This is a genomic window from Caenispirillum bisanense (assembly GCF_039523075.1).
In the GTDB taxonomy this organism is placed as follows: domain Bacteria; phylum Pseudomonadota; class Alphaproteobacteria; order Rhodospirillales; family Rhodospirillaceae; genus Caenispirillum; species Caenispirillum bisanense.
This window is the reverse complement of record NZ_BAAAEP010000019.1, coordinates 22,830-49,098: the sequence shown is the minus strand read 5'-3', so window position 1 is coordinate 49,098 and position 26,269 is coordinate 22,830. Positions and strand designations below refer to the sequence as shown.

The following is a 26,269-nucleotide window of genomic DNA, read 5'->3' as shown; positions in this document are numbered from 1 at the left end:
AGGGGGCGGTGGGCGTCGGGTCGTGCGGGCGGGTCGGCGGCGGCAGCAGCGCGGGGCGGCAGCAGCGGCGGCGGCCGGTCAGTAGCAGGGGCTGTGGTAATCCACCGTCTTCCAGCGGGTGACGCGGAAGATCATCGCCGGGTTGGCCTCGGGGTCGAGGGTGACGTCGTGCTCCGCCCCGTGCCACAGGCGGCGGGTGCCGGAGAACAGTTCCTCCACCGCGAAGGCGTCGTCGGGGCCGATGCCCAGTTCCTCCAGCGGGAAGGTGAGGGTGGAGGAATGGGGCTCGAACGGGTCCAGGTTCACCACCACGAAGATGATGTTGCCATCATCGAAGCTGCGCTTGCCGTAGAAGATGACGTTCTGGTCCGAACTGCCGTGGAAGCGCAGGTTGGTCAGCTCGTGCAGAGCCGGGTTTTCGGCGCGGATGCGGTTCAGTTCCGTCACGAAGTCGATGATGTTGCCCGGCGCGGTCCAGTCGCGGGCCTTGTACTGGTATTTCTCCGAGTTGAGGAATTCCTCCTTGCCCGGCACCGGCTCGTTCTCGATCAGCTCGTAGCCGTTGTACATGCCGTAGACTGACGACAGCGTCGCCGCCAGCGCCAGGCGGATCATGTGCGCCGGACGGCCGCCGCGCTGCAGGTATTCCGGCAGGATGTCGGGGGTGGTGGGGAAGAAGTTGGGGCGCAGGTATTCGCGCGTCTCGCCCTCGATCACCAGGTCGGTCAGGTATTGCTCCAGCTCATGCCGGAAGTTGCGCCAGGTGAAGTAGGTGTAGGACTGGCTGAAGCCGATCTTGGCCAGCATGTTCAGCATGGTCGGGCGGGTGAAGGCTTCCGACAGGAACACCACCTCCGGGTGGTCGTCCTTGATCTCGCGGATCACCCATTCCCAGAACGGCACCGGCTTGGTGTGGGGGTTGTCGACGCGGAAGATGGTGACGCCGCAGTCCACCCAGTGGCGGAACACCCGGCGCAGTTCCTCCCACAGTTCCCGCTGGTGGTCGCCGTAGAAGTTGACGTTGACGATGTCCTGGTACTTCTTCGGCGGGTTTTCGGCATAGCGGATGGTGCCGTCGGGGCGGAACTCGAACCACTCGGGATGGTCCTTGATCCACGGATGATCGGGGGCGCACTGCACAGCGATGTCGAGCGCCACCTCCATGCCCAGCTTCTTCGCCTCGGCGACGAAGCGGCGGAAGTCCGCCTCCGTCCCCAGCTCCGGGTGGACGGCATCGTGACCGCCCTCGTCGGAGCCGATGGCATAGGGGCTGCCGGGCTCGCCCGGCTGGGCGGTGACGGCGTTGTTGCGGCCCTTGCGGTTCAGCTTGCCGATGGGGTGGATGGGCAGCAGGTAGACCACGTCGAAGCCCATAGCGCGGATGGCCGGCAGGCGGGCGATGCAGTCATCGAAGGTGGAGGACTTGTCGGGGTCGCTGCCCTGGCTGCGCGGCGCCATCTCGTACCAGGCGGCGAAGCGGGCGCGCACCGGATCGACCATCACCTCCAGCAGGCGGTCGTAGCAGACGGCGCGCGAGCGGTCGGGCCAGCGGCGCATGAGGTCGTCGGCCTGCCGCCCGAGCATGACGGCGGCCTTTTCCTCGGCATCGGCGGCGGCTTCAAGGCGCTGGATCAGCAGGTCGAAGGCCTGGGCATCGGCGGCATCGGCGCGGCCGCGGGCCTTGTCGACCAGCGCCCGGCCTTCCGTCAGTTCCAGGCCGACGTCCTGCCCGGCCTCGATCTTCTTGCCGATGTCGTGCTGCCAGGTGGCCCAGGGGTCGTCCCAGGCCTCGATGGTGTAGACGTAGCGGGTGTTCTCCGGCAGCACCACGCTCGCCCGCCAGGTGTCGAGGCCGGGGTTGATCAGCTCCATCGGCAGTTCCTGCCAGGCGTCCGACCCGTCGGAGAACCGGCGCACCTTCAGGATGGCGCTGATGCGGCCGTGGCCTTCCTTGAACACCTCGGCCGTCACTTCCAGGGCGTCGCCGACCTCGCGCTTGACGGCATAGCGGCCGCCGTCGATCTCCGGCCGGACGTTCTGGATGACGATGGAGCGGCTGCGGACATGGCCCGCGAACTCCTGCGGGGTGACGATGCGCTGCTGCTGTCCCTGCGGTGCGTCGTAGGCCATGCGCGATGCTCTCCCTTTCCAAGTTGCCGCCTGGCGCGGGGTCTCCTAGTCGGTGGGGCCGTCGCCGGTGAAGACGCGGATCTCCCCGGCCTTGCTGGTCAGTCCGTCCTCGCCGGTGCCGGCGGCGCAGCGCCCGCCCGGCGTCACTTCGTGGCCCCGCATGGCGATGCGGGCGATGGGGTCGGAGCCGTCGCCGGCCAGCGTCCACGATCCGCGCGGCTCCGGGTTGACGACGACCAGGCTCCAGTCCTGGCCCTCGGCATCCTTGCGCAGCAGGCCGGTGACGCCGGTGGGCGACCACACCTGAAACTGCGGCCCCTCGCGATTGAGCGTCGGAATCAGGGCCCGCATCTGATTGACGCGCCAGATGTAGTCGGAGATGTCAAAAAGTGGCTGCTCCCAGTGTTCGGGCCGCGTTTCCACCACGTGCAGCGGGCTCTTGAAGCCGTATTCGAAGCCCATGGGCATCATCACGCCGGTGGCGAAGGTGGCGGTGAACAGGTAGAGCGAGCGGTAGTGCTGTTCGATCTGCCTGGCGCTGGTGATGCCGCGCTCCTCCAGCTCCTGCCGCAGGCGCGGGGTGTCGTGGCTTTCCGGGAAGGCGACCGAGGGGGCGATGCCGCGAAAGCGGTTGTACTGCTCCAGCAGCCAGGGGCTCTTGAAGTCCCACCACTTGGCGGAATTGAACAGGTAGTCGAAGCGGGCGGGGCGCAGGGCCTCCACCTCCTCGATGCGGCAGCCGAGGGTTTCGGCGAAGAACAGCACGTCCGGGTTGATGCCGTGGGCGGCGTGGCTGACCGCCATCCAGATGTCGGCCGGCACCTTGTAGGCGGCATCGCAGCGGAAGCCGCGCACACCCAGCTTCACGTAATGCCGCACCACGTCCTGGAAGTAGCGGATGAAGCCGTCCAGTTCCGGCCGCGGGGTGAAGTCGATCTCCGCCAGGTCGCCCCAGACGGTGACGTTTTCCGCATTGGCCGGGTCGATGGCGGACGGGCTTTTCAGGCTGCCGTCGACCTCGCGGGCGAAGAACTCGGGGTGCTGGGCGGCCAGCTCGCTGTCCTTGGAGGTGTGGTTGATGACGAGGTCCATCATCACCTTCAGGCCCAGCTTGGCAGCTGAGTCGCAGAAACTGCGCAGCAGCGCGTCGTCGGCCTCGTAGGCGTTGCCGCGCAGCATGGGGTTCAGGCGGTAATAGTCCTTCACCGCATAGAGCGACCCCGAAAAGCCGGGGAAGTGGAAGGGGTTCACGTAGATCCAGTTGAACCCCATCTGCGCAATCCGCGGCAGATGGCGATGCCAGTCGGAGACCGGGCCGGCGAGCAGGGGGAACAGGTTGTAGATGCGGGGGCCGCGAGGCCCGACGGCTGACGTCATGGAGTACCTCCGGGACGCGAAGAAATTCGGGCGACCACACTCGGCAGTTCTGCGATGATAGCCCCATCGGCCGTCGCCGGTCCACGCGGCCCACGGTTAAGACTGTGCGGCAGGTGAACGCCGCCCCGCGCCGCCCGGTTGCGGCGGGACACGATGCGGCGGGGCCGGCCGGGGGATGAGGGGAAGTTGTGTTGCGAAGCCTGTGCTCTGGTAATAGTATCGGCGGTGGAGAGATTGCCCCAGGGGACGCCGCCGTGGCCGCCGCCGCCATCGTTCACGACATCACGCCGACGCCGGGTCTGGAAGCCGGGGACGATCCCCTGGTGCCGGCGCTGCAGCGGGCCTTCGGCGGCCGCCCCGGCGTGCGCCTGCTGCCGCGCCTCGGCCTGCCGGTGGCGGGCGGGGCGGAGCACATGGGCGCCGTGGTGGTGCATCGCGGCGGCTTCATCCTGCTCCGCCGCCAGGGGCAGGACGCCATCCCCTGCCTGCGCGACGGCGGCACGACGCCGGAGGCCGAGCCCTGCCGGCCGGTGATCGACGCCCGCCGCCAGGGAGCGCTGCTGCGCCATCACCTCGCGGAGCGGGCGGTCGCCCTGCTGTCGCGCCGCCTGCGCTCCGCCTCCTTCGCCGCCGCCCTGCCGGTGGACGTGCTGGTGGTGGCCGAAGCCGCCGACGCTGACGCTGATACCGTCGGCGCCGGGGCGACCGCCTGCCTGTCGGTGGTGCGGTCGGCGGAGGCGGTGGTGGAGCGGCTGGAGCGGTTGCTGGCCCGCCCGCCGCGCCGCGACCGCCTGGGCCGCCGCCTGCTGCTGCGGGTGGCGGAGGTGGAGGCCATCGCCGCCCATCTGGAGCGGGTGCATGTGGCGCCGCCGCGGCGCCCGCCGCCGTCGGTCTTTCCCGATCCCACCCTCACCTGGCCGCGGCTGGCTGCCATCGGCGGCGTGCGCTGACGACGCAGCCGCCGCGAACGACCGGCCGCGACTTGGCGTTGCAGGGACGAGCTGCGCCTCTCATCTGAGGGGTGGCGCCCCGCCGCCGCATGGTCCGCCCGACCATGGCGCGGCCTGCTGGAGGGTATGATGAGAATGGCGGAATTCGGTGGCATTTTCGGCCTGCTGGTGCTGATTGCGGACATCTGGGCCATCGTCAACGTGTTCGGCTCCAACCGCAGCACCGGGGCCAAGGTGTTGTGGATCCTGTTCATCCTGCTGTTCCCGCTGCTCGGCTTCCTGGTCTGGCTGTTCGTCGGACCGCGCAGCGAGCGCAAGACCACGCGCGTCTGACGCGCCAGGGACGGGAGGCCGCCATGGCCGGCATCGGCTCGCGGCGCAGCCTGATCGGGCTCGCCGCCTTCCTGGGCGTCACCTTCGTCGGCATGCTGATCGGCGGCCTGGCGACTTCGCTCGGCATCGGCGAGTGGTACCAGACGCTGCCCAAGCCGTTCTGGACGCCGCCCGACTGGGTGTTCAGCCCGGTGTGGACGGTGCTCTATGTCATGATGGCGGTGGCGGCGTGGCTGGTGTGGCGTAATGCCGGCGGCCGCGTCGGCAACGCCCGCCTGGCGCTGACCCTGTTCTTCGTGCAGCTGGCGGTGAACGTGCTGTGGTCGGTGCTGTTCTTCGGCCTGCGGCAGGTGGGATGGGCGGCGGTGGATACCCTGCTGTTGCTGCTGCTGGTGCTGGCGACGGCCCGCGCCTTCCTGCCCCATTCCCGCACCGCCGCGCTGCTGATGCTGCCCTATGCCGTGTGGGTCGGCTACGCCGCCTCGCTCACCGTCGCCATCTGGCTGATGCTGCCGCCCGAGGCCCCGGTTCCGGCCGGCTGAGGCCCCTCGCCGGGAGCATCTTCGGGTGGCACAGCGCAACGGGTTATGCGCGTGCGGCGTTCACCGGCAGAACGTTCCTCTCGCCAATCGCATAACCCGAGCCGACGGAGACGCACGAATGTCCGACCGCGTGGAAATCGACCGCCTGCGCAGCCAGATCGACGATCTGCGCGACCAGCTGGCCGACTTCGGGGCCGAAGCCGGTGACCGCGCCGACATCTGGCGCCGCAAGTCCGCCCGCCAGATGCGCCGCATGTACGGCCAGGCCCGCCACTACGCCCACGATGCGCAGGAGGTGGTCGGCACCCAGGTCGGCCGCAACCCCATCGCCAGCCTGCTGATCGCCTTTGGTGTCGGCATCGCCCTCGGCAAGCTGCTCGACCTCGGGCGTTCGTAAGCAGCGGCCGGAGGATTCATCCGCATGATCGCCAAAGTGGTGGCTCTGCTGGCCCTGCGCGAGCGCGCCAAGGTCGCCGTTCATAATGCCCAGGAAGCGGCCGTCGAAGCCGCCGTCCGCATCGCCATCAAGGCGGTGGCCGGGGTGTTTCTGCTGATCGCCCTCATTTACGGCACTCTGGCGCTGTACCTGTGGCTCGCCACCTTCATGCAGGCCTGGGCCGCCCTTGGCATCGTGGCCGCCGGGCTGCTGGTGATCGGCGTCGTCGTGCTGCTGCTGGGCGGCGGCAGCGGCAAGTCGCGCGATGCCGGTGGCCGCGCGTCCGCTCCGCCCCCACCGCGCGGAGCCATGGCCGGCGGTGCCACGGCCGGCGCCGGGGCCGGACTGGCGGCCGGCGGGGCGCATGATCCCCACGGCTTCGGCGGCGACCCGGTCGGACAGCTGATCGCCAAGGGGCAGGATGCCGGCCTTGCCGCCTACGATCACCTGCGCCGCCACCCGGAAACCGCCATCGCCGCCGCCGTCGCCACCGGCTTCATCATCGGCCGCAGCGCCGGGCTGCGGAAGGTGCTGCTGGCCGGCATCTCCGCCGCCCTCGGCGCCCAGGCGTCCAACCGGCGGGAACGCTGGTAGGCCGCACCTCCGGCACTGACATCGGAAAACGTCGAACGGCACGGGGTCGCCCCCGTGCCGTTCGCTCGTTCGGCCTGCCACCCTGCGAGAGTCGGGCAGCCGGCAACTGGCGATGTCAGTCCACCGACACCGGCGGGTCCATGTCCTCCGCCCAGGCGGCATCGGGCGTCGGATACCGGCCGAGCCATTCCTTCAGGGTGGCGACGTGGTCGGCCTCCTCGTCGGCGAACTCCTGTGCCATGCGGCGGACGTCGGCATCGGCGGCCTTGTCGGCCAGCGACTGATAGAAGTCGAACCCGCGGGTTTCACTGGCGAGCGCCAGCGACAGCGCGTGGTGCGGCGTCATCAGGTAGTGGGCGTCCTCGATGGCGCCGGACTCGGGGCTTTCCTCGCCCGGCCACTTGAACTCCCACGGCGCCAGCTTGGGCACCGCGATGCCTTCGGCCATGTCCTTGGCTTCCGCCAGGTGCAGGCGGGAGAAGTGGGCCATCTTGCGGAACAGCTCCACCACCCCCTTGTGGTTGTTGTGGACCTCCAGCATGTCGGCCAGTTCGTCGAAGCGGACGGCGGCTTCCTGCTCCAGGGTGATGGCGTGCGCCAGGAATTCGGGCACGCCGGTCATGTCCTTGAACCCGGTCATAGGGCGAACTTCCTTTCCATGTCGGCGAGCGTGGCAGGGGTGGCGGTCGCCGCCTTAAAGGCCGGCGTGTTGCCCTTGAACAGCACGCCGCAGCTGTAGCCGTCGTCTTCCATCAGGCGGCGGAAGGCCTCGCGGCGATCCGGGGTGCCGTCGTCGAAGCCGAAGCCACCGAAGCCGTCGTGGACCATGCTCTTGTACTCGCGCTGCTCCGGGCGGAAGGTGATGCACGGGCTGAGCACGTGGATGAGCGAGAAGCCGGGGTGGTTGATGCCCTCGCAGATCAGCTTCACCAGCTCGTTCGGCTTGCCGGAGAAGCCGCGGGCGATGAAGTTGGCACCGGCCGACAGGGCGATTTCCAGCGGCTGGAACTCGGCGACGCCGGGCCCTTCCGGGGTCAGCTTCGATCCGGTCCAGTCGCTTTCGGTGGTCGGCGAGGCCTGGCCCTTGGTCATGCCGTAGACCGAGTTGTCCATGACGATGTAGGTCAGGTCGACGTTGCGGCGGCAGGCGTGCAGGAAGTGGTTGCCGCCGATGGAGAAGCCGTCGCCGTCACCGCCGGCCACCAGCACGGTCAGGTCGGGGCGGGCGGTCTTCAGCCCGGTCGCCACCGGCAGGGCGCGGCCGTGGATGGTGTGGAAGCCATAGACCGAGGTATAGGCCGGAATGCGCGACGAGCAGCCGATGCCGGAGATCAGCGCCGTGTTCTCGCGCGGCAGCTGGAGCGTCGCCAGCGCCTTGGTGATGGCCGACAGCACCGAATAGTCGCCGCAACCCGGACACCACACCGGCTTCAGGTCGGACTTGTAATCGGCAAACGTCAGTTCCGTCTTGATCGGAGCCTGGATGTTCATGGGTCTGTCCTCCGGTCTCAGGCGGACGCCGCGGCCAGCGCATCAAGCGCGGCGACGACCTCATACGGGCGGATGGCGAGCGGGCCGGGACGGTTGAGCGTCTGCACCACCGGCGGCAGGCCGTAGCTGGCCTTCAGGTACTTGGTGAACTGCTTGCCGTGGCACTGTTCGACCACCAGCACCTTGGAGACACCGGCGAGCGCCGCGGCCATCTTCTCCGGCAGGGCCGGGGCGATGAGGCGCAGCGAGATCAGCTTCACCTTCGGGCCGCCGGCTTCGGCGACGCGGGCGATGCCCTCGCGCACCTGCTCGGTCACCGAACCCCAGGTGACGACCGCGATCTCACCCTCGCCCTCGATCTCGGCCCAGTGGTTGCCGTAGTCGAAGCCGGTGATCTTGCGCTCGCGCTTGTCCAGCTGTTCCTGGTGGTGCTGCGCCTGGGTGGAGGGCGTGCCGCGCGGGCTGTGCTCCAGGCCGTCGGCGGTGTATTCGCCGCCCTTCATGCCGGGGATGGCCATGGGCGAGACGCCGTCGGCGGTGACCTTGTAGCGCAGGTAGCCTTCGTCGATGGCACCATTGGTCATCGCCGGGGTCAGGCGCTGGCCGATGAAGGCGACGTCGGCCGGCCGGTCGATGATGGCGCGGGCCTGGCCCATGGCCTGATCGCTGAGCAGGATGGCCGGCGCCTGCATGGCTTCCGCCAGGTAGACGGTCCACTGCGCCGTGAACAGGCAGTCGGCGATGGAGGTCGGCGCCGTCACGATGTGCGGCGCGTCGCCGTGCAGGCCGTAGACGGCGATGTTGAGGTCCGACTGTTCCGACTTGGTCGGGATGCCGGTGGACGGGCCGCCGCGCTGCACGTTCACCACCACCAGCGGCGTTTCCGAGGCGACGGCGAGGCCGATGGCTTCCGTCATCAGGGCGAGACCGGGGCCGGAGGTGGAGGTCATGGCCGGCACGCCGCCGAAGCTGCCGCCGATCACCATGTTGATGGAGGCCAGCTCGTCCTCCGCCTGCACCAGGCAACCGCCCAGCTTGGGCAGCTGCGGCGCCATGTATTCCAGCACTTCCGTCGCCGGGGTGATGGGGTAGGCGGCGACATAGCGCACGCCGCCGCGCAGCACGCCGAGGCCGGTCGCCTCGTTGCCGGTGATGGACCAGCGCTCCTTGTCGGTCTTCACCGCCGCGTCCAGCTTCGGCACGCCCTGCACCTTGTCGGCATGGGCGGCGCCGGCGCGCATGGCGGCGATGGAGGTTTCCAGCGCTTCCGGGCCCTTCTTCTTCAGGGCGGCGGCCAGCACCTCGATGCAGAATTCTTCCGGCACGCCGGCCAGCGCCGCGACGATGCCCAGCGCCACCATGTTGACGCGGCCCTGGGGCACGCTGGCGGCGATCTCCTTCAGCGGGATCGGCACGATGATCGGGTTCTTCGCCAGCATGATGGCCGGCACGTCACCCTGTTCCGGATCGGTGATGATGATCGACTTGGAGGTCAGCGGGATTTCGGACGCGAAGCGTTCGATGTTCCCCCAGTCCACCGCCAGCATCAGGTCGTAGCAGTCATCCATGGACTGCACGGGCGAGGGCGACAACCGCAGCAGGGCGGCGGATTCACCGCCACGGATCTGCGGGCCGAGCGAGCGCGCCATCAGGCCGTACCAGCCAGCCTTCGCGGCGGCATCGACGAGCACCTGGCCGGACGTCATGACACCGGCGCCGCCGCTGCCGGTCAGGGCGATAGAGACGGAATTCAAGGCCATCGAGGTGATCCCCATCAGTCTGCGTTCTCAAGGGCGTCCGGGCGTGAAGTGTCACCCACTCCCGCCGCCGGCAACACAGTGCGGGCGGCGCGGGCGGGGCCTTCGTGGTGCATCGGTCTGGGGGCTACCGGCACAGCCATTCCTGGCGCCTGACCCCCATATAACCGTAATTGCCGTCGGGATGAAAGAGCGATTTTGCACTGCACTCTCATCCGCAGCGCCTTCTGTCGACAGCCGACAGAAAAATACTGGTCCGGGGATGCGTCCGGACCCCCGTTTTATACCGAAAGCACTAACGCCAGCGGGACCGCCCGGAGTATATAGTCTGCCTGTGGGAGCGCCTGAAAAACCCTTGTTTTTCTGCGAATTGTCAATGCCGGGCGTGTGCGGAGGTGGCAAACATGGCGATGATGATCGGCGAGGATTGCATCGGCTGCAGCGGATGCGTCGACGACTGCCCCAACATGGCGATCGACTTCGACGGGACGGCCTACAAGATCGACCCGGCGAAGTGCACCGAGTGTGTTGGCGCCTTCGACGAACCGCAGTGCGCCGCGCTGTGCCCGACCGAATGCGTGGTGCCGCACCCCGAGTTCCAGGAGGACCGGGCGCGGCTGATGGAAAAGCGGCGCCTGCTGCTCGCCTCGTAACGACCTCGGGGCGCGCGGACGGCGCCCCAGGAACGAGGCAAAGAGCTGTCATGGCCATGCTGATTACCGACGACTGCACGGCGTGCGCCGCCTGCGAGACCGTCTGCCCCAACGCAGCGATCTCCATGGGCGACATCTATTTCCACATTGATCCGGGCCGCTGCACGGAATGCGTCGGCGCCCACGACTCGCCGGAATGCGTGGCCGTGTGCCCTGCCGACTGCATCCACGAAGACCCGGCGCACCTGGAGACCCAGGGCGAGCTGCGGGCCAAGTACGAGGCCCTGCACGCCTGACGCCCCCAAAGGCCGAGGCCGGCGGCGGTGCCTGGGGGAGCCCGCCGCCGGCCTCGGCCGGACGGGCAGGACGGAAGGCAGGAGAGCGAGAGAGAGACGCCTTACGCCGCCGCGGCGTCGTGGCTGAGCACGGCGCTGATGCCGGCCAGGGCGGCGTCCATGGCCTGGCTGCGCGGCTCGGCGCCCATGCTCAGGCGTTCGGCGCGCACGAAGCGGACGTCGGTGATGCCGAGGAAGCCGAACACCGTCTTCAGGTAGGCCTCCTGGTGGTCCATGGCGGCAGCCGGCCCTTCGCTGTAGAGGCCGCCGCGGGTGGAAGCGACGATCACCGTCTTGCCGCCGGCGAGGCCGACCGGGCCGTTCTCGGTGTACTTGAAGGTGCGGCCGGCGGCGGCGATGCGGTCGATCCACGCCTTCAGCTGGCTGGGGATGGAGAAGTTGTACATGGGGGCGCCGACCACCACGATGTCGGCCGCCAGGAATTCCCGCAGCAGTTCCTCGGTCAGCGCCAGTTCGGCCTGCTGGGCCGGCGTCAGCTGGTCGGCCGGCAGCATGCGCGGCGCCAGGGCATCGGCGCCCAGGTGAGCCGGCGGGGTCGCCGCCAGATCGCGGTGAACCACGGTCAGGCCCGGCCGCGCCGCCTGCGCCGCCGCCACGATGGCGGCAGTCAGCTGGCGGGAGGCGGAGGCGTCGGCGAGCGGGCTCGAATCGATGTGAAGCAGGGTCATGGCGGTGGTCTCCGAAGCGGATGCGTTTGCGTGAGACCAACATAATCGGTGCCGCCAGCGCGATAAACGCCGTCGCAGGAACAGAGTTGTTTCCGCCGAGGATACAAAAAGGACGCGGCGCCGTTCTCCGGCCGGTGCCGCGCCCCTGCCTGATGCCGTCAGCTTTCGCGCGGCGGCTGGTTGGTGCCCTTGATGGTGGCGACGAAGCGGGCGAGCGTGTCGGAGATGGCGCCGCGTTCCAGCATCACCTCGATCAGGTGGAAGCGGCCGTCGTCGGCGACGGCGGCATCCAGGGCCTGCTTCAGCGCCGCCCGCGACGTCACCCGATGGCCGGCGCCGCCCAGGGCCTCGGCGATGGCGGCGAACTTCCATTCCGCGAGGTTGTTGTAGCTGCCCTCCGGCTGGAAGGTGCGCAGCATTTCCCAACTGGCGTTGTTGAACACCATCACGATGGGCGCCCAGCCGTTGGCGGCGCAGTTGCCCAGTTCCCAGCCGGTCATCTGGAAGGCGCCGTCGCCGACCAGGATCAGCGGCCGCCGCCCGGTCGCCGCCGCCAGGCCGATGCCGGCCGGCACGCCGAAGCCCATGGTGGCGTAGTAGCCGGGGGCCACCAGGGCGGTGTTGACGATGTCCATGGCGGTGAACAGGCAGTCGCCCATGTCCGACGCGATGGGCATGGGGCCGTGGCTGGCGAACAGGTCGTTGACCGCCCGCGCGATGTCCATGGGGCCGACGGCGGCCTCGTCGGCGGTGAGGCCGGTCGGGCACAGCTGCGGCTCCGGCTTCCGTCCGCCGGCGGCGGCGGGCGGCGCCTCGGCCTGGACCAGCAGTTCCTCCACCACATCGGCCAGCGGCAGGTTGGGATACTTGTGGTAGCCGAGGCTGACCTCGCCGTCGGCCGCCAGCATGGCGCTGCGCAGGTCGATGCGACGGCCGGAGACGCCGAAGTTGGTGTCCGACAGGATGGCGCCGAGCATGAGCAGCCCGTCCGACTCCTCGATGATCTCGCGCACGTCGGGCTTGCCGGCCAGCCCCATGTAGACGCCCACCAGCGGCGCGTCGGAGTCGGCCAGCAGGCCCCGGCCCATGAAGGTGGTGGCGACGGGGATGTTCAGGCGCCGGGCCAGTTCCGCCACCTGGGCCTCGATGTCATAGCGCCGCACCTCGACGCCGATCAGCAGGGCCGGCGCCTTGGCCGCGTTCAGGCGGGCGAGCACCTCGGCGGCGCAGGCCTTCACGGCATCGGGGTCGCCCCGGCGCGGCGGCAGCGGCTGCACCGGCTCGCAGGGCTCGGCCACCATGTCGCGCGGGATTTCGATATAGACCGGGCGGCTTTCGTCCAGGCAGGCGCGCAGCACGCGGGCGATCTCGCGCGGGGCGGTGCGGGTGTCGTCCAGCACCGCCTGGGCGCAGGTGATTTCCTGGTAGACGCGGAACTGGCTTTCGATGGTCTTGGCCTGGTGGTGCAGCAACAGGCCGCGGCCCTTCTCGCCTTTGCCGGGGGCACCGGAAATGACCACCAGCGGCGACTTTTCGGAATAGGCGCCGGCCACCGGGTTCACCATGTTGAGCGCGCCGGCGCCATAGGTGACGCAGGCGACGCCCAGGCCCTTGTGGATGCGGGCGGCGGCATCGGCGGCGAATCCGACGCCGGGCTCGTGGCTCAGGCAGTGCAGCGGCAGGATGCCGGTGCTCTCGATATAGCGGAAGAAGGGCAGGGCGAAATCGCCGGGAATGCCGAAGATCTCGCGCGCGCCGTGGTCCTTCAGCGCGGTCAGCAGCACTTCGCTCAAGGTGGGCATGGGACGGGTCGTCTCCCTGTTCGGTCGTCCGGCTCGCGGGCCGGTCTTGCCGCCGAGGCTAACGCGGATGGCGGCGTGTCGCCCAGTCCCTATTTCCTGATGGTCAAACGATTTTCCTGAAAGTGGTAGAGCGCCGCCGTCCTTGCCTCGGCGCCGCCATTCTGCAACCGTCGGCGGCAGGATCGCCCACAGGGAGCAGGCCATGACCACCGTCCTCATCGTGCCGGGACTCGGCAATTCCGGCCCCGACCACTGGCAGACCCACCTGCAGGCCCGTCTGCCGCAGGCCCGGCGGGTGGAGATGACCGACTGGGACCGGCCCGACCTCGCCGACTGGATGCAGGCGCTGGAAAAGGCGGTGCAGGAGGCGGCGGCGGAGCGGGCAGGGCAGGTGGTGCTGGTCGGCCATAGCCTCGGCTGCGCCACCATCGCCCACTGGAGCCGCGAGGGCAGCGTCGCGGCGGTGCGCGGCGCGCTGCTGGTGGCACCGCCCGATGTGGACGATCAGGCCGTGGTGCCGGCGGAGATCTGGGGATTCGCGCCGCTGCCCCGGCAGCCGCTGCCGTTTCCCGCCACCGTCGTCGCCAGCCGCAACGACCCCTACATGACCTTCGCGCGGGCGGAGGCGGTGGCGGCAGCCTGGGGCGCGCCGCTGCTGGATGCCGGCGAGGCCGGGCACATCAACACCGCCAGCGGCCACGGCCGCTGGGATCTGGCAGAACGGCTGGTGGCGGGGATGCTGTAGCCGGCGCGCGCCCTGTGGCGCCGCCGCCGCTGCGGCGCGGGCAAACGAAAAAGCCGCGCATGTCATGCGCGGCTTTTTCGTGTGGTCTTCGCGAAGAACGCGCCCCGACTGCCCAGGGCGCTACCCGTCTCGCGTCCTCAGCCCTGGCGGGCCTTGAAGCGCGGGTTCTTCTTGTTGATCACGTAAACGCGGCCCTTGCGACGCACGATGCGGCAGTTCTTGTCGCGGGTCTTGGCCGACTTCAGAGAGTTGCGGACCTTCATGACCTGTCCCTCGAAAAACCCTGTTCGGTGAAGAGGCCGCAACATACGGGGCGGGTGGGGGGCTGTCAACGCCGGAATCAGGCTTTTTCACAGCCTTTTCCACCGCCCGGGGCGCTTTTGCTGCCGTTACTCCACCACCGGCAGCGCCTTGCGCCGCTTGGTGGCCGGCGCGATGGCGTGGAAGCGCACGACGCGCAGCACGCCGGCGTCGATCAGCGCCAGCCGGCGCATCCACATTTCCGCTTCCTTCAGCAGCGCCCGGCCCATCTCGCGGTCACTCTCGATCTCCTTGCGGGTGAGGGTGGCGAGGAACCTGGCGAAGCCCAGCATCACCAGCTTGCGGTATTCGGCGCTGACGTCCTGCACCACCCGCAGGTCGAGGTCGTGGCTGCGGATCAGTTCCGCCATGCGCGGGCCGGAAATGAGGTAGGGGGTCTGCGGTTCCGCCGCCGCCCAGGCCTCCAGCACCGCCGGATCGGCCTTTTCGCCGGGCATGAACTCGATCAGCAGCATCTGGCCGGACGGCTTCAGGCCGATGGCCATCTGTTCGATGGTCAGTTCCTTGTCGGGCAGGGTGTGCAGGCCCAGACGGGAAAACACCACGTCGAATCCGTTGGGGCGCAGCTTCATGCGTTCCGGCACGAAGCTGACCACCGGCGCCTTCTTTTCCAGCCCGTGCTTGTAGCTTTCCTTCATGCCCGACTCGACGAGCACCTCGGACTGCTCGATGCAGGTCACCCAGACGCCGAAGGCCAGCGCCAGGGCGCGGCCGTCGCCGCCCATGCCGGCGCCGACCTGGAGCATGGACATGGAGTTGTTGGGGCTGAACACGCGGAACAGGTCGACGACGTATTCGTCACCGCCGGGCAGGACGTGGCCGAGGCCCCACATGCGGTCCATCAGGCGCACGCGCGCCTTCGGCCACGCCGGGTCCTGCGGGCCTTCCGGCGGACGCGGCGCCTTGAAGACGCTTTCCTTCTTGGCCGCGGCGGCGGCAGCGGCCTTTTCAGCCGCGGTGTCGGCGCCGGCCTTCTTGCCGCGCCGCAGGAACCCCATCAAACCGCCGCCAGCCGTCGTGCTCCCCCCGCGGGCCAAGAGCGTTTCCTCATCCTGCGTGTGAACTTCCACGCAAATGTGTAGCGCATGGGCGAGGAAAAATCACCCCCGGCGTTGGTGCGGCTGCCGGGGGTGCGCAAAGGGCTGCAGCCGGGGCGTTCAAAGCCGCCCGAGCCACTGCCGGAAGGCGGTGTTGACCGCTTCCGGCGCCTCCAGGGTGGACAGGTGGCCGCAGCCGTCGATGACCACGTACTCGCAGTCCGGCAGCTGGTCGACCATCTCCTGGTGGACCTTGGGCGGCGTCATGGCATCCTCGGCGCCGCACAGCACCAGGGCCGGCACCCGCACCGCCTTCAGGTCGCCGCGGCCGTCGGGGCGGTTGATGATGGCGTTCTGCTGGCGGGCGAAGCCGACCACGCCGACGCGCGCCGCCATGTCGGCGCAGGTCTTCTTGAGGTCGGCGTCCTCCAGGCGGCTCGGCGCCACCAGCAGGGGGTACATCTCGTCCACCACGTCCATGAAATCGCCCGACTCGGCGCGGCGCACGAACTCCCGGCGGGCTTCCTGCTGTTCCGGACGGTCGGCGCGGGCGTTGGTGTCGAGCAGGGCGAGGCCGCGCACGCGCTCCGGCGCCTGGCGCATCACTTCCTGCGCGATGTAGCCGCCCATGGACAGGCCGGCGATGGCGAACTGCTGCGGCACATCGGCCAGCAGGCGGGCGGCGAAGCCCTCCATGCTGTCGTCTTCCACCACGTTGGCGACGGTGATGTCGGCCACGTCGGACAGCGCCTCCAGCTGCGGGGCGAACAGGGCGCGGTCGGTCAGCAGGCCGGGCACCAGCACCAGCGAAATCCTGGACATGCGGAAAAACTCCCTTTCTTCTTTATTTGATCAGGGTCTTGCTGATCTCGCGGAAGGCTTCGTGGCGGGAATCGCCGACCCACTCGAACAGCGCCATCTCGGTGGTCACCACGCCGACGCCGGCCGCCGCCATGCGGGCGAAGGCGGCATCCCGGTCGGCAACGCGCCGGGACGAGCAGGCGTCGCGCACGACATAGACGTCGTAGCCGATTTCCTTCAGGCCGAGGGCGGTCTGCAGCACGCAGACATGCGCCTCGATGCCGCACACCACCACCTGCGGGCGGCCGAAGTCGCGCAGGCGGGCGACGATGGTCTCTTCGGCGGCGCTTGAGAAGGTCCGCTTCTGCAGCACGTTTTCCGGGCCGGTCAGCTCGCGCAGGTCGAACATGGTGGGGCCGATGCCCTCGGGGTACTGCTCGGTCACCGTCACCGGGATGCCCAGGCGGGCGGCGCCGCGCATCAGGCGGGCGCCGTTGTGCAGCACGGCGCGGGGGTCGTCCATCACCGGGCAGAGTTTTTCCTGCACGTCGACGACAAGGAGCGAAGACCTTTCTCCGGTGATCAACATGGCATCCTCCCGCTGTTTGAAACGTTCTTCTGGCGGCGGAAAAGGCGCCGCGTCGACGCCCGACGGTAGACGAATTTCGCCCCTCGGCCAAGCTGCCGGGGGCCGGACCGTTCCGCGAACGTTGACAGCGGCTTTTCCCGCTCTATTATCCGCATCCGAACCGAATTCTTGGCCCCGGGCCTGCGCCGACCGTTTTCGAAGCGCCCGCCCCCGCCACTTCCCGTAGGCCGAACTCCACACGCATGACCTTTTCCGATCTCGGGCTGTCTCCGGAAACCCTTCGCGCCATCGACGACGTCGGCTATGACACGCCCACGCCGATCCAGGAGCAGGCTATTCCCGTCGTGCTGCAGGGCCGCGACGTTCTGGGCATTGCCCAGACGGGCACCGGCAAGACGGCCAGCTTCACCCTGCCGATGATTGACATCCTCGCCGCCGGCCGCGCCAAGGCGCGCATGCCGCGGTCGCTGATCGTCGCGCCGACCCGTGAACTGGCCGCCCAGGTGGCGGAAAACTTCACGCTCTACGGCAAGTATCACAAGCTCAACATGGCGCTGCTCATCGGCGGCGAGAGCTTCAAGGATCAGGTCTCGGCCCTCGACAAGGGCGTCGACGTGCTGATCGCCACGCCGGGGCGCCTGCTCGACCTGTTCGACCGCGGCCGCATCCTGCTGACCGACGTGAAGATCCTGGTCATCGACGAAGCCGACCGCATGCTCGACATGGGCTTCATCCCCGATGTCGAGCGCATCGTGTCGCTGCTGCCGAAGATGCGCCAGACGCTGTTCTTCTCGGCCACCATGGACGCCCAGATCGGCCGCCTGGCCGACGCCTTCCTGCAGAACCCCAAGGAAGTGCGCGTCAGCCCGAAGCAGTCCAGCGCCGCCACCGTCGTCCAGCAGATGGCCATCGTCGAGCACGAGGACAAGCGCCGCGCCCTGCGCGAGCTGCTGAACCGCGAGGACGTGCGCAACGCCTTCATCTTCTGCAACCGCAAGCGCGACGTGGCGATCCTCTACAAGTCGCTGTCCAAGCACGGCTACGACGTGGTTCAGCTGCACGGCGACATGCCGCAGAACGAGCGCACGGTGACGCTGGAGCGCTTCAAGAAGAACGAAGCGCGCCTGATGGTGTGCTCCGACGTGGCGGCGCGCGGCATCGACGTGTCGGACGTGTCGCACGTCTTCAACTTCGACGTGCCCAGCCATTCCGAGGACTACGTCCACCGCATCGGCCGCACCGGCCGCGCCGGCAAGGAAGGCCACGCCTATACCCTGGCGACGCCCGACGACACCAAGTACGTCGACGCCATCGAAAAGCTGATCGGCAAGGAGATCCCGCGGGTGCAGCTCGAAACGGTCGAGAATTGCGAGCTGGCGCCCGATGATGGCCGCAAGCGCCGTCGTCGCCCCGCCCACGGCAAGGACAAGGACCGTGGCCGCGACCGCGACCAGCGCCGGCGCGAGCCGTCGCGGGGTGGCGAGGCCCCGGCCGCTGCCGCCGCCGTGGCGCCGTCGGCCCCGGCTGAGGCCGCGCCGGTCGCTCCGGCCCCCGTGCCCGCCGCCGCCGTTGAGCCGAAGCGCGAGGAAAGCCGCGACGAGCCGCGCCGCGAGGCCCGCGACGACCGCCGCCGCGACCGTGGCGACCGCCCGGAACGGGGCGAGCGCAGCGACCGTGGCGACCGCAACGGCCGCGATCGTGATCGCGACCGTGACCGCCGTGGCGGCCGTGGTCGCCGCGACCATCCCGCCTGGGAGGTCGAGGAGATGGAGCACGGCCCCGACGCCCTGGCGTTCGGCGCCCACACCCCGGCCTTCATCCTGGTCGACCCGGTGGTCGAGGGCGAGCGCCTGCGCATCGAGCGCGAACGCCGCGAGGCCGAGGCCGAGAAGCGTCGCGCCGCCCGTGAAGCCGCCGCTGCCGACGAAGCGGCCAGCGTCGCCGCCGATGACACCGACGACGGGGATGCGGGCGCGGACGACGCGGCCGTGACCATCGCCGATGCCGCCGCTGACGGTGCCGCCGGCGAGCCGCGCAAGCGCCGCCGCACCCGTCGTCGCGGCAAGGGCGACCGGGCGGAGGGCGACACCGCCGCCATGGCCGTCACCGCCGCCCCGCAGGCGCCGGAGCAGCCCGAGCTGGCTGCCGACACGCCGGTGCCGGCCGAACCGGTGGTTGAGGTCGAGGCGACCGCCGCTGCCGCCGCCGAGCAGGTGGCCGAGGCCGCTGCCGCTCAGGATGCGGTGACCGATGCCGAGGGTGCGCCCGCCGCCACGCCGAAGCGCAAGCGCGCCCCCGCCGCCCGCAAGGCGCCGGCGGCGAAGAAGCCGGCCGCCAGGACCGCCGCGCCGCGCAGCCGCAAGAAGGCCGCCGAACCGGCCGCCGCCGCCGAGGGTGCTGCCCCCGAGGCCGCTGCCGCCGGCGAGGCCGAGGCGGCGCCGAAGCCGAAGCGGACCCGCGTGCGCAAGACCACCACGGCCGAAGGCACCACCGAAACGGTGGAGAAGGCGCCGGCCAAGCGCCGCGCCCCGCGCAAGAAGCCGGCCGCTGCCGCTGCCGCCGCCGGCGAGACCGCCGCGGCGGAGCCGGTGCCGCCGGTGCCCTCCAGCGGCGACTGACCGCCGGGCGGAGGCATCCGCTCCCTGCACTGACCCACAGGCCCGGACCCGCGTCCGGGCCTGTGGCGTTTGCGGCCGGGCTCAACCGCCGGTTCCGATGGGGCCGTTCCGGCATTGTCACGGCCGACCGCTGCTGCCTATGATGGCGGGAACGTGAGCATCCCGAAGGATGCCGTCGGACGGGAGGAACCGCCGCATGCGCATGCCGGCGCCGGACCAGGGCACCATCGCCCGGCGGTCCGACATCGTGGACGCCCTGCGCCGCATCGTGCCGGGCGAAGGGGTCATCGTTGACGAGGACGAGCTGCGCGCCTACGAGTGCGACGCGCTCACCGCCTATCGCCAGCTGCCGCTGGTGGTGGTGCTGCCGGAAACCACCGATCAGGTCAGCCGCATCCTGCGCTGGTGCTACGACAACGGCGTGAAGGTGGTGCCGCGCGGGGCAGGGACGTCGCTGTCCGGCGGCTCGCTGCCGCTGGCCGATGCGGTGACCATCGGCATGGGGCGCTTCAACCGCATCCTCGACATCGACTTCGACAACCGCTGCGTGGTCGCCCAGCCGGGCGTCACCAACCTGGCCATCACCACCGCGGTGGCCCATCGCGGCTTCTACTACGCCCCCGATCCCTCCAGCCAGATCGCCTGTTCCATCGGCGGCAACGTGGCGGAGAATGCGGGCGGCGTGCATTGCCTGAAATACGGCCTCACCACCAACAACCTGCTCGGCGTCGAGATGGTGCTGCCGGACGGCGAGATCGTCCGCCTGGGCGGCAAGCACCTGGATGCCGGCGGCTATGACCTGCTCGGCGTCGTCACCGGGTCGGAGGGCATGCTCGGCATCGTCACCGAGGTGACGGTGCGCATCCTGCGCCGGCCGGAGACGGCGCGGGCGGTGCTCATGGGCTTCCCCGGCAACGAGACGGCGGGGGATTGCGTCGCCGCCATCATCGCCGCCGGCATCATCCCGGCCGGGCTGGAGATGATGGACCGCCCCGCCATCCACGCCGCCGAAGCCTTCGTCCATGCCGGCTACCCGCTGGACGTGGAGGCGCTGCTGATCTGCGAACTGGACGGGCCGGCGGTGGAGGTGGAACACCTGATCGCGCGGGTGGAGGCCATCGGCCGCGACCACGGCGCCATGGCGCTGCGCGTCTCCGCCAGCGACGAGGAACGCATGACCTTCTGGGCCGGGCGCAAGGCGGCGTTCCCGGCGGTCGGCCGCATCAGCCCGGACTACCTGTGCATGGACGGCACCATCCCCCGCCGCGCCCTGCCGCAGGTGCTGCAGCGCATGCAGCAGATGGCCGAGACCCACGGCCTGCGGGTCGCCAACGTGTTCCATGCCGGCGACGGCAACCTGCATCCGCTCATCCTGTTCGATGCCAACCGGCCGACCGAGCTGGAACGGGCCGAGGCCTTCGGCGCCGACATCCTCAAACTGTGCGTGGAGGTGGGCGGCGTGCTCACCGGCGAACACGGCGTCGGGGTGGAAAAGCGCGACCTGATGCCGGTGATGTTCGGCGAGGACGACCTGAAGCAGCAGCAGCGCATCAAATGCGCCTTCGATCCGGCGCAGCTGCTCAACCCCGGCAAGGTCTACCCGACGCTGCACCGCTGCGCCGAACTGGGCAAGCTGCATGTCTCCGGCGGCCGGCTGCCGTTCCCCGATCTTCCCCGCTTCTGACCATCCCCTCAGGCCGCGAGAGCCCATGACCGACATCCTCTCCCCCGCCACGCCGGAGCAGGTGCGCGACGCCGTCGCCTGGGCCGTGGACAGCCGCACGCCGCTGCGCATCCAGGGCCACGGCAGCCGCGACGGCCTCGGCCGGCCGGTGACGGCGCCGGCGACGCTGGACCTGTCGCGCCTGTCCGGCATTCTCGACTACCAGCCGGCGGAACTGATGCTCACCGCCCACGCCGGCACGCCGCTGGCGGAAATCACCGCCGCCCTGGCCGAACGCGGCCAGCACCTCGCCTTCGAGCCGCCGGATCTGGCGCCGCTCTATGGCGGGGCGGCGGGGGCGGGCACAGTGGGCGGGCTGGTGGCCTGCAACGCCGCCGGGCCGCGCCGTATCGCCGCCGGGGCGGTGCGCGACCATTTCCTCGGCTGTCAGGCGGTGGGCGGCCGGGCGGAGCTGTTCAAGGCCGGCGGCAAGGTGGTGAAGAACGTCACCGGCTTCGACCTGTGCAAGCTGCTGGCCGGCTCCTTCGGCACCCTGGCGGTGCTGACCGAGGTGACGCTGAAGGTGCTGCCGGCGCCGGAACAGGCGGCGACGGTGGCGGTGCGCGGCCTCGACGATGCCGCCGCCGACCGCTGCCTCGCCGCCGCCCTGCAATCGAGCCACGAGGTGGTCGGTGCCGCCCATGTGCCGGCGGCGCTTTCCGCCGCCGTGGTGGCCGGGGCAGGGGAGGCGGTGACGCTGGTGCGGGTGGAAGGGCCGGGGCCGTCGGTGGAATGGCGCGCCGCCGCCCTCTGCCGCGAGCTGGGCACCTTCGGTCCCGCCGCCACTCTGGCGCCCGAGGTGGCAGCCGCCGCCTGGGCGGCGGTGCGCGACGGCGCCGCCTTCCGCGAGGAGGCGGCGGAGGCGCTGCTGTGGCGGATTTCGGTGGCGCCCCTGGCCGGGCCGCAGGTGGTGGCGGCGGTGCAGGCGCATGGGGCGGTGCGGGCGGTCTATGACTGGGGCGGCGGGCTGGTGTGGCTGACCCTCTCCGGTCCCGCCCCGGCGGAACAGGCGCAGGTGCTGCGGGCGGCGGTGGCGGCGGGGGGCGGCGGTCATGCGACGTTGCTGCGGGCGCCGGCCGAGGTGCGTGCCACGGTGCCGGTGTTCGAGCCGCAACCGGCGCCGCTGGCCGCGCTCACCCGCCGCATGAAGGAAACCTTCGATCCCGCCGGCGTGCTCAATCCCGGCCGCATGGCGGAGGGAGCCTGACATGCAGACCAGCTTCACGCCCGAGCAACTGCGCGACCCCGCCCTGCAGGAAGCCGAGGCGATCCTGCGCAAGTGCGTCCACTGCGGCTTCTGCACCGCCACCTGCCCGACCTTCGTGCTGCGCGGCGACGAACTGGACAGCCCGCGCGGCCGCATCTACCTCATCAAGGACATGCTGGAGAACGACCGCCCGGCGACGGACAAGGTGGTCAAGCACATCGACCGCTGCCTGTCCTGCCTGTCGTGCATGACCACCTGTCCGTCCGGCGTCGACTACATGCATCTGGTGGACCACGCCCGCGCCCGCATCGACCAGACCTACCGCCGCCCGCTGGCCGACCGCCTGCTGCGCGAGATGCTGGCCCGCGTGATGCCGTACCCCGGCCGCTTCCGCGCCGCCATGGCGGCGGCCCGGCTCGGCAAGCCCTTCGCCGGGCTGCTGCCGGAGCGCCTGCGCGGCATGCTGAAGTTCACCCCCGCCGCCATGCCGGCCCCCACCGCCGCCAACCGCCCCGGTACCTTCCCGGCGGTTGGCGCCCGGCGCAAGCGGGTGGCGCTGCTGCAGGGCTGCGTGCAGCCGGCGCTCGACCCCGCCATCAACGAGGCGACGGTGCGGCTGCTCACCCGCCTGGGGGTGGAGGTGGTGGCCCCGCCGCAGGCCGGCTGCTGCGGCGCCCTGGTCCATCACCTGGGCAAGGAGGAGGAGGGCCGCGCCTTCGCCCGCGCCAACGTGGCGGCGTGGATGCGCGAGATCGAGGGCGAGGGCCTGGACGCCATCGTCGTCAACGCCTCGGGCTGCGGCACCATGGTGAAGGACTACGGCCACTTCCTGCAGCACGACCCGGAGTGGGCGGAGCGCGCCGCCCGCGTCTCGGCGCTCACCCGCGACATCACCGAGTTCCTGTGCGAGCTGGACCTGCCGCCACCGGCCGATGCGTCGCGAGTTGCGGGGGTGACGGTGGCCTATCACTCCGCCTGCTCGCTGCAGCATGGCCAGCGCGTGCGCACCCAGCCGAAGGACCTGCTCGGCCGCGCCGGCTTCACGGTGAAGGAGGTGCCGGAGGCCCACCTGTGCTGCGGCTCCGCGGGCACCTACAACCTGATGCAGCCGGAGCTGGCCGGGCAACTGCTGGCCCGCAAGGTGGCGAACATCGAGTCGGTGCGGCCCGACGTCATCGCGGCGGGCAACATCGGCTGCATGACCCAGATCGCGCAAGGGACGCGGGTGCCGATCGTGCACACGGTGCAACTGCTGGACTGGGCCCTGGGCGGCGACCGGCCGGCGGGGGTGTGACGGGGCCGCCGTTGCCGCCTCTGCGCGTCGGAGCTATATGAAAGGGGCCATCGGCGGCGGGAGGTGTCATGACCAAGGTTACGCTGGCGCACGCCAAGGAACATCTGGAAGACCTGATCGCCCAGGCCGCGGCCGGGGAAGCCGTTTCCATCATGAGTGAGGGGCGGGAGGTCGCGCGCCTTACCCCGCCCGGCCGCCGCAGGCCCGTTGCCCTGTCCGACCTGAAAGCCCTGACCGACCCCATGCCGCTGCAACCGGAAGGCGCTGACGCTTTCGTGCGGCGGATGCGCGATGAGGGGCGCTATTGACGGCGGGCGCCCGTCGGCAAATCCCCGCCCGCCCTCTCCACCCTTCCCCTGCGCGCTCCGGTCGCTTAGCATGCGCCGCTCATGCAACGGGAATGATGGTGATCGCCGGTGAAATGTCCGCAGTGCAGCTCTGACAACGCCTACCACGACGGCAGCCTCTGGAACTGCCCTGACTGCGGGCACGAGTGGAACCCGGATACCGCCGATGCCGCCGCGTCCGAAGGCGCCGGCGGCGGCGGCATTCGTGATGCCAACGGCAATCCGCTCGCCGATGGCGACAGCGTGACGGTGATCAAGGATCTGAAGGTGAAGGGCTCGTCGCTGGTGGTGAAGGGCGGCACCAAGGTCAAGAACATCCGCCTCGTCCCCGATGCCACCGACGGCCACGACATCGCCTGCAAGATCGACGGCCTGGGCGCCATGAACCTGAAGTCGGAGTTCGTGAAGAAGGCTTGAGGCCTTCCTCACGCTCTCTCTCCCGGCGGCGGCCGAGCCCCGCCGGGCGTCAGGCCCCGCCGGGTGCCACCTCGACCCCCGCCACCGTCTCGCCGATCAGGAAGTCGACCACCTGGCGCAGCGCTTCTTCCGGCGTGGCGCCGGCGGCGATGGCGGTGCGGTAGGTGGCGAGCTGGCGGTGGGCGCTGGTGCCGCGGGTGAGGATGTGGCGGCAGTGGGCCAGTTCCGCCTCGCAGCCGAGTGCCGCCGCGTCCTCGGCGGTCAGCGCCAGCAGTTCGTCCAGCAACTCGGCGTAGGGCACGATGGCGCCCTTGCCGAAATCCACCAGCCCCTCGTCAAAGCCGTAGCGCTGGGCGCGCCAGCGGTTTTCCAGCACCAGCATGTGGGCGTAGAGCCGCCAGCGCTGGTTGCCGCGGCGCAGGCGCCACAGCATCCGCAATACGCATACGTACAGCGCCGCAATGGCCGCCGCGTCGTCGACGTTGGTGCAGACGTCGGTGATGCGCATTTCCAGCGTCGGGAAGCGGGCCGAGGGCCGCACGTCCCACCACAGCTTGCTGCCGTCCTCGATCAGCCCGGCGGCCACCAGCACGTTGACGTGGCGCTGGTACTCGCCCCAGCTCTGGAACTGTTCCGGCAGGCCGGTGCGCGGCAGCTCGTTGAACACGCTGATGCGGTAGGACTTGAGCCCGGTATCGACGCCGCGCCAGAACGGCGAACTGGTGGACAGCGCCAGCAGGTGCGGCAGGAAGTAGTTGACCTGGTTCATCAGGTCGATGCGCAGGTCCTGATCCTCGATCGCCACATGCACGTGGGTGCCGCAGATGAGCAGGCGCCGCGCCACCCCCTGCAGGTCGCGGGCGAGCACGGCGTAGCGTTCCTTCGGCGTGTGGCGCTGGTCCTGCCACTGGGCGAAGGGGTGGGTGGAGGCGGCGATGGGCGCCAGACCGTGGCGGTTGGCCGCCCGCGCCACCACGCCGCGCATTTCCGCCAGGCAGGCGCGGGCCTCGCCGGCGGTCTTGCAGATGCGGGTGCCGACCTCGATCTGGCTGCGCAGGAATTCCGGGCTGACGCTGCCGGCTTCGGATTCGCCGCAGGCCTCCATCAGGTCGTCGGGGCAGTCGAGGACGAGGTCGCGGGTCTCGCGCGAGACCAGGAGGTATTCCTCCTCGATCCCCAGGGTGAAGGCGGGCTCGGGTGCGGCCACGGTCAGAAGTGCTCCACGGTGTGGACGCGCGGGTCGGTCATGGCCTCGCGCAGGGCATCGGCGAGGAAGCCGCCCCAGCGGTCGGCCCCGATGTCGTCGGCAATGAGATCCTGCCGCACCTCCACCGCCGCATGGGCGAGGCCGGCGGCGGCGGCGTGGGTTTCGGTGGTGTAGGCGATCTCGCGGCCGTCGTAGGGCTCGTTGTCGCCGATGGCGAGGTCGGGGTGGGCATCGCGCAGGTGACGGATCATCGGCAGGGCGATGCGCGGGTCCTTGTTCCACAGGATGCCGGCATGCCACGGCCGCGGCTGGCCAGACTTCATGCACGGCGTGAAGCTGTGGATGGAGAAGATCACCGGCGCCCGCTGCGGATCACGCTGCCACAGGTGGGCGAGCGTGTTGGTGATGGCGCGGTGGTAGGGGTGGAAGATCTCGTCCAGGCGCCGGTCGAGGTGGGCCGCAGTGAGGTTCTGGTTGGCCGGCACCGGCCAGGTGTCCGACACCGCCGGCACGCTGCCGGGGTGGCCGGGCTGGCGGTTGCAGTCGATGACGAGGCGCGAATAGCCGCACAGGATGGCCGGTGCGTCCAGCAGCTCCGCCATGCGGCGGGTGACGGCGGCGGCGCCGATGTCCCAGGCGATGTGCTCCCGCCACGCCTCGGCCGGCACGCCCATGTCGCCCAGGCTTTTCGGCGTGTTGGTGGAGGCATGGTCGCACACCAGCAGCAGGGGCGTGCGTCCGTCGCCGTTGATGAGCTGCGCCGCCGGCGGGTCCTCGGGCCCGAGCAGCGGCGGCAGGTCGCGGTTCAGTCGGTGGATCTGCGGATCAGTCATGATACGCCGGACTATACCTGATCCGAGGGCTCGGCCAATAG

27 protein-coding genes are annotated in these 26,269 nt (G+C 70.1%); 14 read left to right on the top strand and 13 right to left on the bottom strand.

All coding sequences use genetic code 11. The annotated features are described in order from the left end of the window. Window positions 1-78: 78 nt before the first annotated feature. Together ABD056_RS10535 and ABD056_RS10530 are read right to left on the bottom strand one after the other, a co-directional pair. Window positions 79-2,130, bottom strand: coding sequence for an alpha-1,4-glucan--maltose-1-phosphate maltosyltransferase (locus ABD056_RS10535; protein WP_343866525.1), 2,052 nt, complete (start codon window positions 2,128-2,130; stop codon window positions 79-81). Window positions 2,131-2,175: 45 nt separating this feature from the next. Further along, the gene (locus ABD056_RS10530) at window positions 2,176-3,507 is read right to left on the bottom strand and encodes an alpha-amylase family glycosyl hydrolase (RefSeq protein ID WP_343866524.1); all 1,332 of its coding nucleotides are present in this window, start codon (window positions 3,505-3,507) and stop codon (window positions 2,176-2,178) included. A 254-nt stretch (window positions 3,508-3,761) separates the two neighbouring features. Here ABD056_RS10530 and ABD056_RS10525 point away from each other — a divergent pair, with 254 nt between their 5' ends. The 5 genes from ABD056_RS10525 to ABD056_RS10505 all read left to right on the top strand — a co-directional run bounded on the left by ABD056_RS10525 (window position 3,762) and on the right by ABD056_RS10505 (window position 6,362). Then, window positions 3,762-4,457 carry a hypothetical protein gene (locus ABD056_RS10525; RefSeq protein WP_343866523.1) on the top strand — a complete coding sequence of 232 codons (696 nt, stop codon included), beginning with the start codon at window positions 3,762-3,764 and terminating at the stop codon, window positions 4,455-4,457. Between the two features lie 135 nt (window positions 4,458-4,592). Beyond that, complete coding sequence (locus ABD056_RS10520; RefSeq protein ID WP_343866522.1) at window positions 4,593-4,790, top strand: PLDc N-terminal domain-containing protein; 198 nt, start codon at window positions 4,593-4,595, stop codon at window positions 4,788-4,790. Between the two features lie 23 nt (window positions 4,791-4,813). After that, window positions 4,814-5,332 carry a TspO/MBR family protein gene (locus ABD056_RS10515; protein ID WP_343866521.1) on the top strand — a complete coding sequence of 173 codons (519 nt, stop codon included), beginning with the start codon at window positions 4,814-4,816 and terminating at the stop codon, window positions 5,330-5,332. A gap of 118 nt (window positions 5,333-5,450) precedes the next feature. Beyond that, window positions 5,451-5,729 carry a hypothetical protein gene (locus tag ABD056_RS10510; RefSeq protein ID WP_343866520.1) on the top strand — a complete coding sequence of 93 codons (279 nt, stop codon included), beginning with the start codon at window positions 5,451-5,453 and terminating at the stop codon, window positions 5,727-5,729. A gap of 24 nt (window positions 5,730-5,753) precedes the next feature. Next, window positions 5,754-6,362: a phage holin family protein gene (locus ABD056_RS10505; RefSeq protein WP_343866519.1), complete on the top strand. Its 609-nt coding sequence runs from the start codon at window positions 5,754-5,756 to the stop codon at window positions 6,360-6,362. A 115-nt stretch (window positions 6,363-6,477) separates the two neighbouring features. Here ABD056_RS10505 and ABD056_RS10500 read toward each other — a convergent pair whose 3' ends face one another. From ABD056_RS10500 to ABD056_RS10490, 3 genes are read right to left on the bottom strand one after another with little or no spacing between them, the layout of a single operon-like run. Then, complete coding sequence (locus tag ABD056_RS10500; protein ID WP_343866518.1) at window positions 6,478-7,002, bottom strand: ferritin-like domain-containing protein; 525 nt, start codon at window positions 7,000-7,002, stop codon at window positions 6,478-6,480. Next, window positions 6,999-7,853, bottom strand: a complete 855-nt coding sequence (locus tag ABD056_RS10495) for a 2-oxoacid:ferredoxin oxidoreductase subunit beta (protein WP_343866517.1) — start codon at window positions 7,851-7,853, stop codon at window positions 6,999-7,001. The genes ABD056_RS10500 and ABD056_RS10495 overlap by 4 nt, the downstream gene beginning before the upstream one ends. A gap of 17 nt (window positions 7,854-7,870) precedes the next feature. After that, window positions 7,871-9,613 carry a 2-oxoacid:acceptor oxidoreductase subunit alpha gene (locus ABD056_RS10490; protein WP_343866516.1) on the bottom strand — a complete coding sequence of 581 codons (1,743 nt, stop codon included), beginning with the start codon at window positions 9,611-9,613 and terminating at the stop codon, window positions 7,871-7,873. A gap of 401 nt (window positions 9,614-10,014) precedes the next feature. Between ABD056_RS10490 and ABD056_RS10485 the strand changes: the two genes are divergently transcribed. Next, entirely contained in the window at window positions 10,015-10,263 is a 249-nt protein-coding gene (locus ABD056_RS10485) for a YfhL family 4Fe-4S dicluster ferredoxin (protein ID WP_343866515.1), read from the top strand. Between the two features lie 50 nt (window positions 10,264-10,313). Continuing rightward, window positions 10,314-10,559, top strand: a complete 246-nt coding sequence (locus ABD056_RS10480; RefSeq protein ID WP_343866514.1) for a YfhL family 4Fe-4S dicluster ferredoxin — start codon at window positions 10,314-10,316, stop codon at window positions 10,557-10,559. Window positions 10,560-10,660: 101 nt separating this feature from the next. On the opposite strand, the gene ABD056_RS10475 is transcribed toward ABD056_RS10480, so the two are convergent. Further along, the gene (locus ABD056_RS10475; RefSeq protein WP_343866513.1) at window positions 10,661-11,287 is read right to left on the bottom strand and encodes an FMN-dependent NADH-azoreductase; all 627 of its coding nucleotides are present in this window, start codon (window positions 11,285-11,287) and stop codon (window positions 10,661-10,663) included. A 158-nt stretch (window positions 11,288-11,445) separates the two neighbouring features. Beyond that, a complete protein-coding gene (gene ipdC / locus ABD056_RS10470) occupies window positions 11,446-13,089 on the bottom strand; it encodes an indolepyruvate/phenylpyruvate decarboxylase (protein ID WP_343866512.1) in 1,644 nt (547 codons plus the stop codon). 202 nt (window positions 13,090-13,291) lie between these two features. Here ipdC and ABD056_RS10465 point away from each other — a divergent pair, with 202 nt between their 5' ends. Beyond that, complete coding sequence (locus ABD056_RS10465; RefSeq protein ID WP_343866511.1) at window positions 13,292-13,834, top strand: RBBP9/YdeN family alpha/beta hydrolase; 543 nt, start codon at window positions 13,292-13,294, stop codon at window positions 13,832-13,834. Between the two features lie 137 nt (window positions 13,835-13,971). Here the strand turns inward: ABD056_RS10465 and ykgO are convergent, their stop codons facing one another. The 4 genes from ykgO to ABD056_RS10445 all read right to left on the bottom strand — a co-directional run bounded on the left by ykgO (window position 13,972) and on the right by ABD056_RS10445 (window position 16,582). Then, window positions 13,972-14,097 carry a type B 50S ribosomal protein L36 gene (gene ykgO, locus ABD056_RS10460; protein ID WP_343866510.1) on the bottom strand — a complete coding sequence of 42 codons (126 nt, stop codon included), beginning with the start codon at window positions 14,095-14,097 and terminating at the stop codon, window positions 13,972-13,974. Between the two features lie 126 nt (window positions 14,098-14,223). Further along, window positions 14,224-15,153 (bottom strand): class I SAM-dependent methyltransferase, encoded by a 930-nt coding sequence (locus ABD056_RS10455; protein ID WP_343866509.1) that lies wholly within the window; start codon window positions 15,151-15,153, stop codon window positions 14,224-14,226. 159 nt (window positions 15,154-15,312) lie between these two features. Next, complete coding sequence (locus tag ABD056_RS10450) at window positions 15,313-16,014, bottom strand: alpha/beta fold hydrolase (RefSeq protein ID WP_343866508.1); 702 nt, start codon at window positions 16,012-16,014, stop codon at window positions 15,313-15,315. A 22-nt stretch (window positions 16,015-16,036) separates the two neighbouring features. Continuing rightward, window positions 16,037-16,582: a hydrolase gene (locus ABD056_RS10445; protein ID WP_343866507.1), complete on the bottom strand. Its 546-nt coding sequence runs from the start codon at window positions 16,580-16,582 to the stop codon at window positions 16,037-16,039. Between the two features lie 242 nt (window positions 16,583-16,824). On the opposite strand from ABD056_RS10445, the gene ABD056_RS10440 reads away from it, so the two are divergent. The 6 genes from ABD056_RS10440 (at window position 16,825) to ABD056_RS10415 (ending at window position 24,188) form a co-directional block, all read left to right on the top strand. Further along, window positions 16,825-19,200, top strand: a complete 2,376-nt coding sequence (locus tag ABD056_RS10440) for a DEAD/DEAH box helicase (RefSeq protein WP_343866506.1) — start codon at window positions 16,825-16,827, stop codon at window positions 19,198-19,200. 196 nt (window positions 19,201-19,396) lie between these two features. After that, entirely contained in the window at window positions 19,397-20,884 is a 1,488-nt protein-coding gene (locus ABD056_RS10435) for an FAD-linked oxidase C-terminal domain-containing protein (RefSeq protein ID WP_343866505.1), read from the top strand. A 25-nt stretch (window positions 20,885-20,909) separates the two neighbouring features. Then, window positions 20,910-22,130 (top strand): glycolate oxidase subunit GlcE, encoded by a 1,221-nt coding sequence (gene glcE / locus ABD056_RS10430; protein WP_343866504.1) that lies wholly within the window; start codon window positions 20,910-20,912, stop codon window positions 22,128-22,130. A 1-nt stretch (window position 22,131) separates the two neighbouring features. Continuing rightward, window positions 22,132-23,424: a glycolate oxidase subunit GlcF gene (gene glcF, locus ABD056_RS10425; RefSeq protein ID WP_343866503.1), complete on the top strand. Its 1,293-nt coding sequence runs from the start codon at window positions 22,132-22,134 to the stop codon at window positions 23,422-23,424. Between the two features lie 68 nt (window positions 23,425-23,492). Further along, window positions 23,493-23,732: a type II toxin-antitoxin system Phd/YefM family antitoxin gene (locus ABD056_RS10420; protein ID WP_343866502.1), complete on the top strand. Its 240-nt coding sequence runs from the start codon at window positions 23,493-23,495 to the stop codon at window positions 23,730-23,732. Between the two features lie 108 nt (window positions 23,733-23,840). Beyond that, window positions 23,841-24,188: a zinc ribbon domain-containing protein YjdM gene (locus ABD056_RS10415; protein ID WP_343866501.1), complete on the top strand. Its 348-nt coding sequence runs from the start codon at window positions 23,841-23,843 to the stop codon at window positions 24,186-24,188. 49 nt (window positions 24,189-24,237) lie between these two features. Here the strand turns inward: ABD056_RS10415 and ABD056_RS10410 are convergent, their stop codons facing one another. Both ABD056_RS10410 and ABD056_RS10405 read right to left on the bottom strand, forming a co-directional pair. Then, a complete protein-coding gene (locus ABD056_RS10410) occupies window positions 24,238-25,395 on the bottom strand; it encodes a carboxylate-amine ligase (protein ID WP_343866500.1) in 1,158 nt (385 codons plus the stop codon). Window positions 25,396-25,397: 2 nt separating this feature from the next. Then, entirely contained in the window at window positions 25,398-26,228 is an 831-nt protein-coding gene (locus ABD056_RS10405; protein ID WP_343866499.1) for an N-formylglutamate amidohydrolase, read from the bottom strand. Between the last annotated feature and the right edge of the window lie 41 nt (window positions 26,229-26,269).

What these genes read in the sequence shown, in the direction of transcription:
- ABD056_RS10475 (WP_343866513.1), bottom strand. Translation starts at nt 11,287, where the DNA reads ATGACCCTGCTTCACATCGATTCGAGCCCGCTCGCCGACGCCTCCGCC.
- ABD056_RS10420 (WP_343866502.1), top strand. Translation starts at nt 23,493, where the DNA reads ATGACCAAGGTTACGCTGGCGCACGCCAAGGAACATCTGGAAGACCTG.
- ABD056_RS10485 (WP_343866515.1), top strand. Translation starts at nt 10,015, where the DNA reads ATGGCGATGATGATCGGCGAGGATTGCATCGGCTGCAGCGGATGCGTC.
- ABD056_RS10455 (WP_343866509.1), bottom strand. Translation starts at nt 15,153, where the DNA reads ATGGGGTTCCTGCGGCGCGGCAAGAAGGCCGGCGCCGACACCGCGGCT.
- ABD056_RS10515 (WP_343866521.1), top strand. Translation starts at nt 4,814, where the DNA reads ATGGCCGGCATCGGCTCGCGGCGCAGCCTGATCGGGCTCGCCGCCTTC.
- ABD056_RS10480 (WP_343866514.1), top strand. Translation starts at nt 10,314, where the DNA reads ATGGCCATGCTGATTACCGACGACTGCACGGCGTGCGCCGCCTGCGAG.
- ABD056_RS10440 (WP_343866506.1), top strand. Translation starts at nt 16,825, where the DNA reads ATGACCTTTTCCGATCTCGGGCTGTCTCCGGAAACCCTTCGCGCCATC.
- ABD056_RS10520 (WP_343866522.1), top strand. Translation starts at nt 4,593, where the DNA reads ATGGCGGAATTCGGTGGCATTTTCGGCCTGCTGGTGCTGATTGCGGAC.
- ABD056_RS10450 (WP_343866508.1), bottom strand. Translation starts at nt 16,014, where the DNA reads ATGTCCAGGATTTCGCTGGTGCTGGTGCCCGGCCTGCTGACCGACCGC.
- glcF (WP_343866503.1), top strand. Translation starts at nt 22,132, where the DNA reads ATGCAGACCAGCTTCACGCCCGAGCAACTGCGCGACCCCGCCCTGCAG.
- ABD056_RS10535 (WP_343866525.1), bottom strand. Translation starts at nt 2,130, where the DNA reads ATGGCCTACGACGCACCGCAGGGACAGCAGCAGCGCATCGTCACCCCG.
- ABD056_RS10505 (WP_343866519.1), top strand. Translation starts at nt 5,754, where the DNA reads ATGATCGCCAAAGTGGTGGCTCTGCTGGCCCTGCGCGAGCGCGCCAAG.
- ABD056_RS10465 (WP_343866511.1), top strand. Translation starts at nt 13,292, where the DNA reads ATGACCACCGTCCTCATCGTGCCGGGACTCGGCAATTCCGGCCCCGAC.
- ipdC (WP_343866512.1), bottom strand. Translation starts at nt 13,089, where the DNA reads ATGCCCACCTTGAGCGAAGTGCTGCTGACCGCGCTGAAGGACCACGGC.
- ABD056_RS10530 (WP_343866524.1), bottom strand. Translation starts at nt 3,507, where the DNA reads ATGACGTCAGCCGTCGGGCCTCGCGGCCCCCGCATCTACAACCTGTTC.
- ABD056_RS10490 (WP_343866516.1), bottom strand. Translation starts at nt 9,613, where the DNA reads ATGGCCTTGAATTCCGTCTCTATCGCCCTGACCGGCAGCGGCGGCGCC.
- ABD056_RS10510 (WP_343866520.1), top strand. Translation starts at nt 5,451, where the DNA reads ATGTCCGACCGCGTGGAAATCGACCGCCTGCGCAGCCAGATCGACGAT.
- ykgO (WP_343866510.1), bottom strand. Translation starts at nt 14,097, where the DNA reads ATGAAGGTCCGCAACTCTCTGAAGTCGGCCAAGACCCGCGACAAGAAC.
- ABD056_RS10500 (WP_343866518.1), bottom strand. Translation starts at nt 7,002, where the DNA reads ATGACCGGGTTCAAGGACATGACCGGCGTGCCCGAATTCCTGGCGCAC.
- ABD056_RS10445 (WP_343866507.1), bottom strand. Translation starts at nt 16,582, where the DNA reads ATGTTGATCACCGGAGAAAGGTCTTCGCTCCTTGTCGTCGACGTGCAG.
- glcE (WP_343866504.1), top strand. Translation starts at nt 20,910, where the DNA reads ATGACCGACATCCTCTCCCCCGCCACGCCGGAGCAGGTGCGCGACGCC.
- ABD056_RS10495 (WP_343866517.1), bottom strand. Translation starts at nt 7,853, where the DNA reads ATGAACATCCAGGCTCCGATCAAGACGGAACTGACGTTTGCCGATTAC.
- ABD056_RS10435 (WP_343866505.1), top strand. Translation starts at nt 19,397, where the DNA reads ATGCGCATGCCGGCGCCGGACCAGGGCACCATCGCCCGGCGGTCCGAC.
- ABD056_RS10405 (WP_343866499.1), bottom strand. Translation starts at nt 26,228, where the DNA reads ATGACTGATCCGCAGATCCACCGACTGAACCGCGACCTGCCGCCGCTG.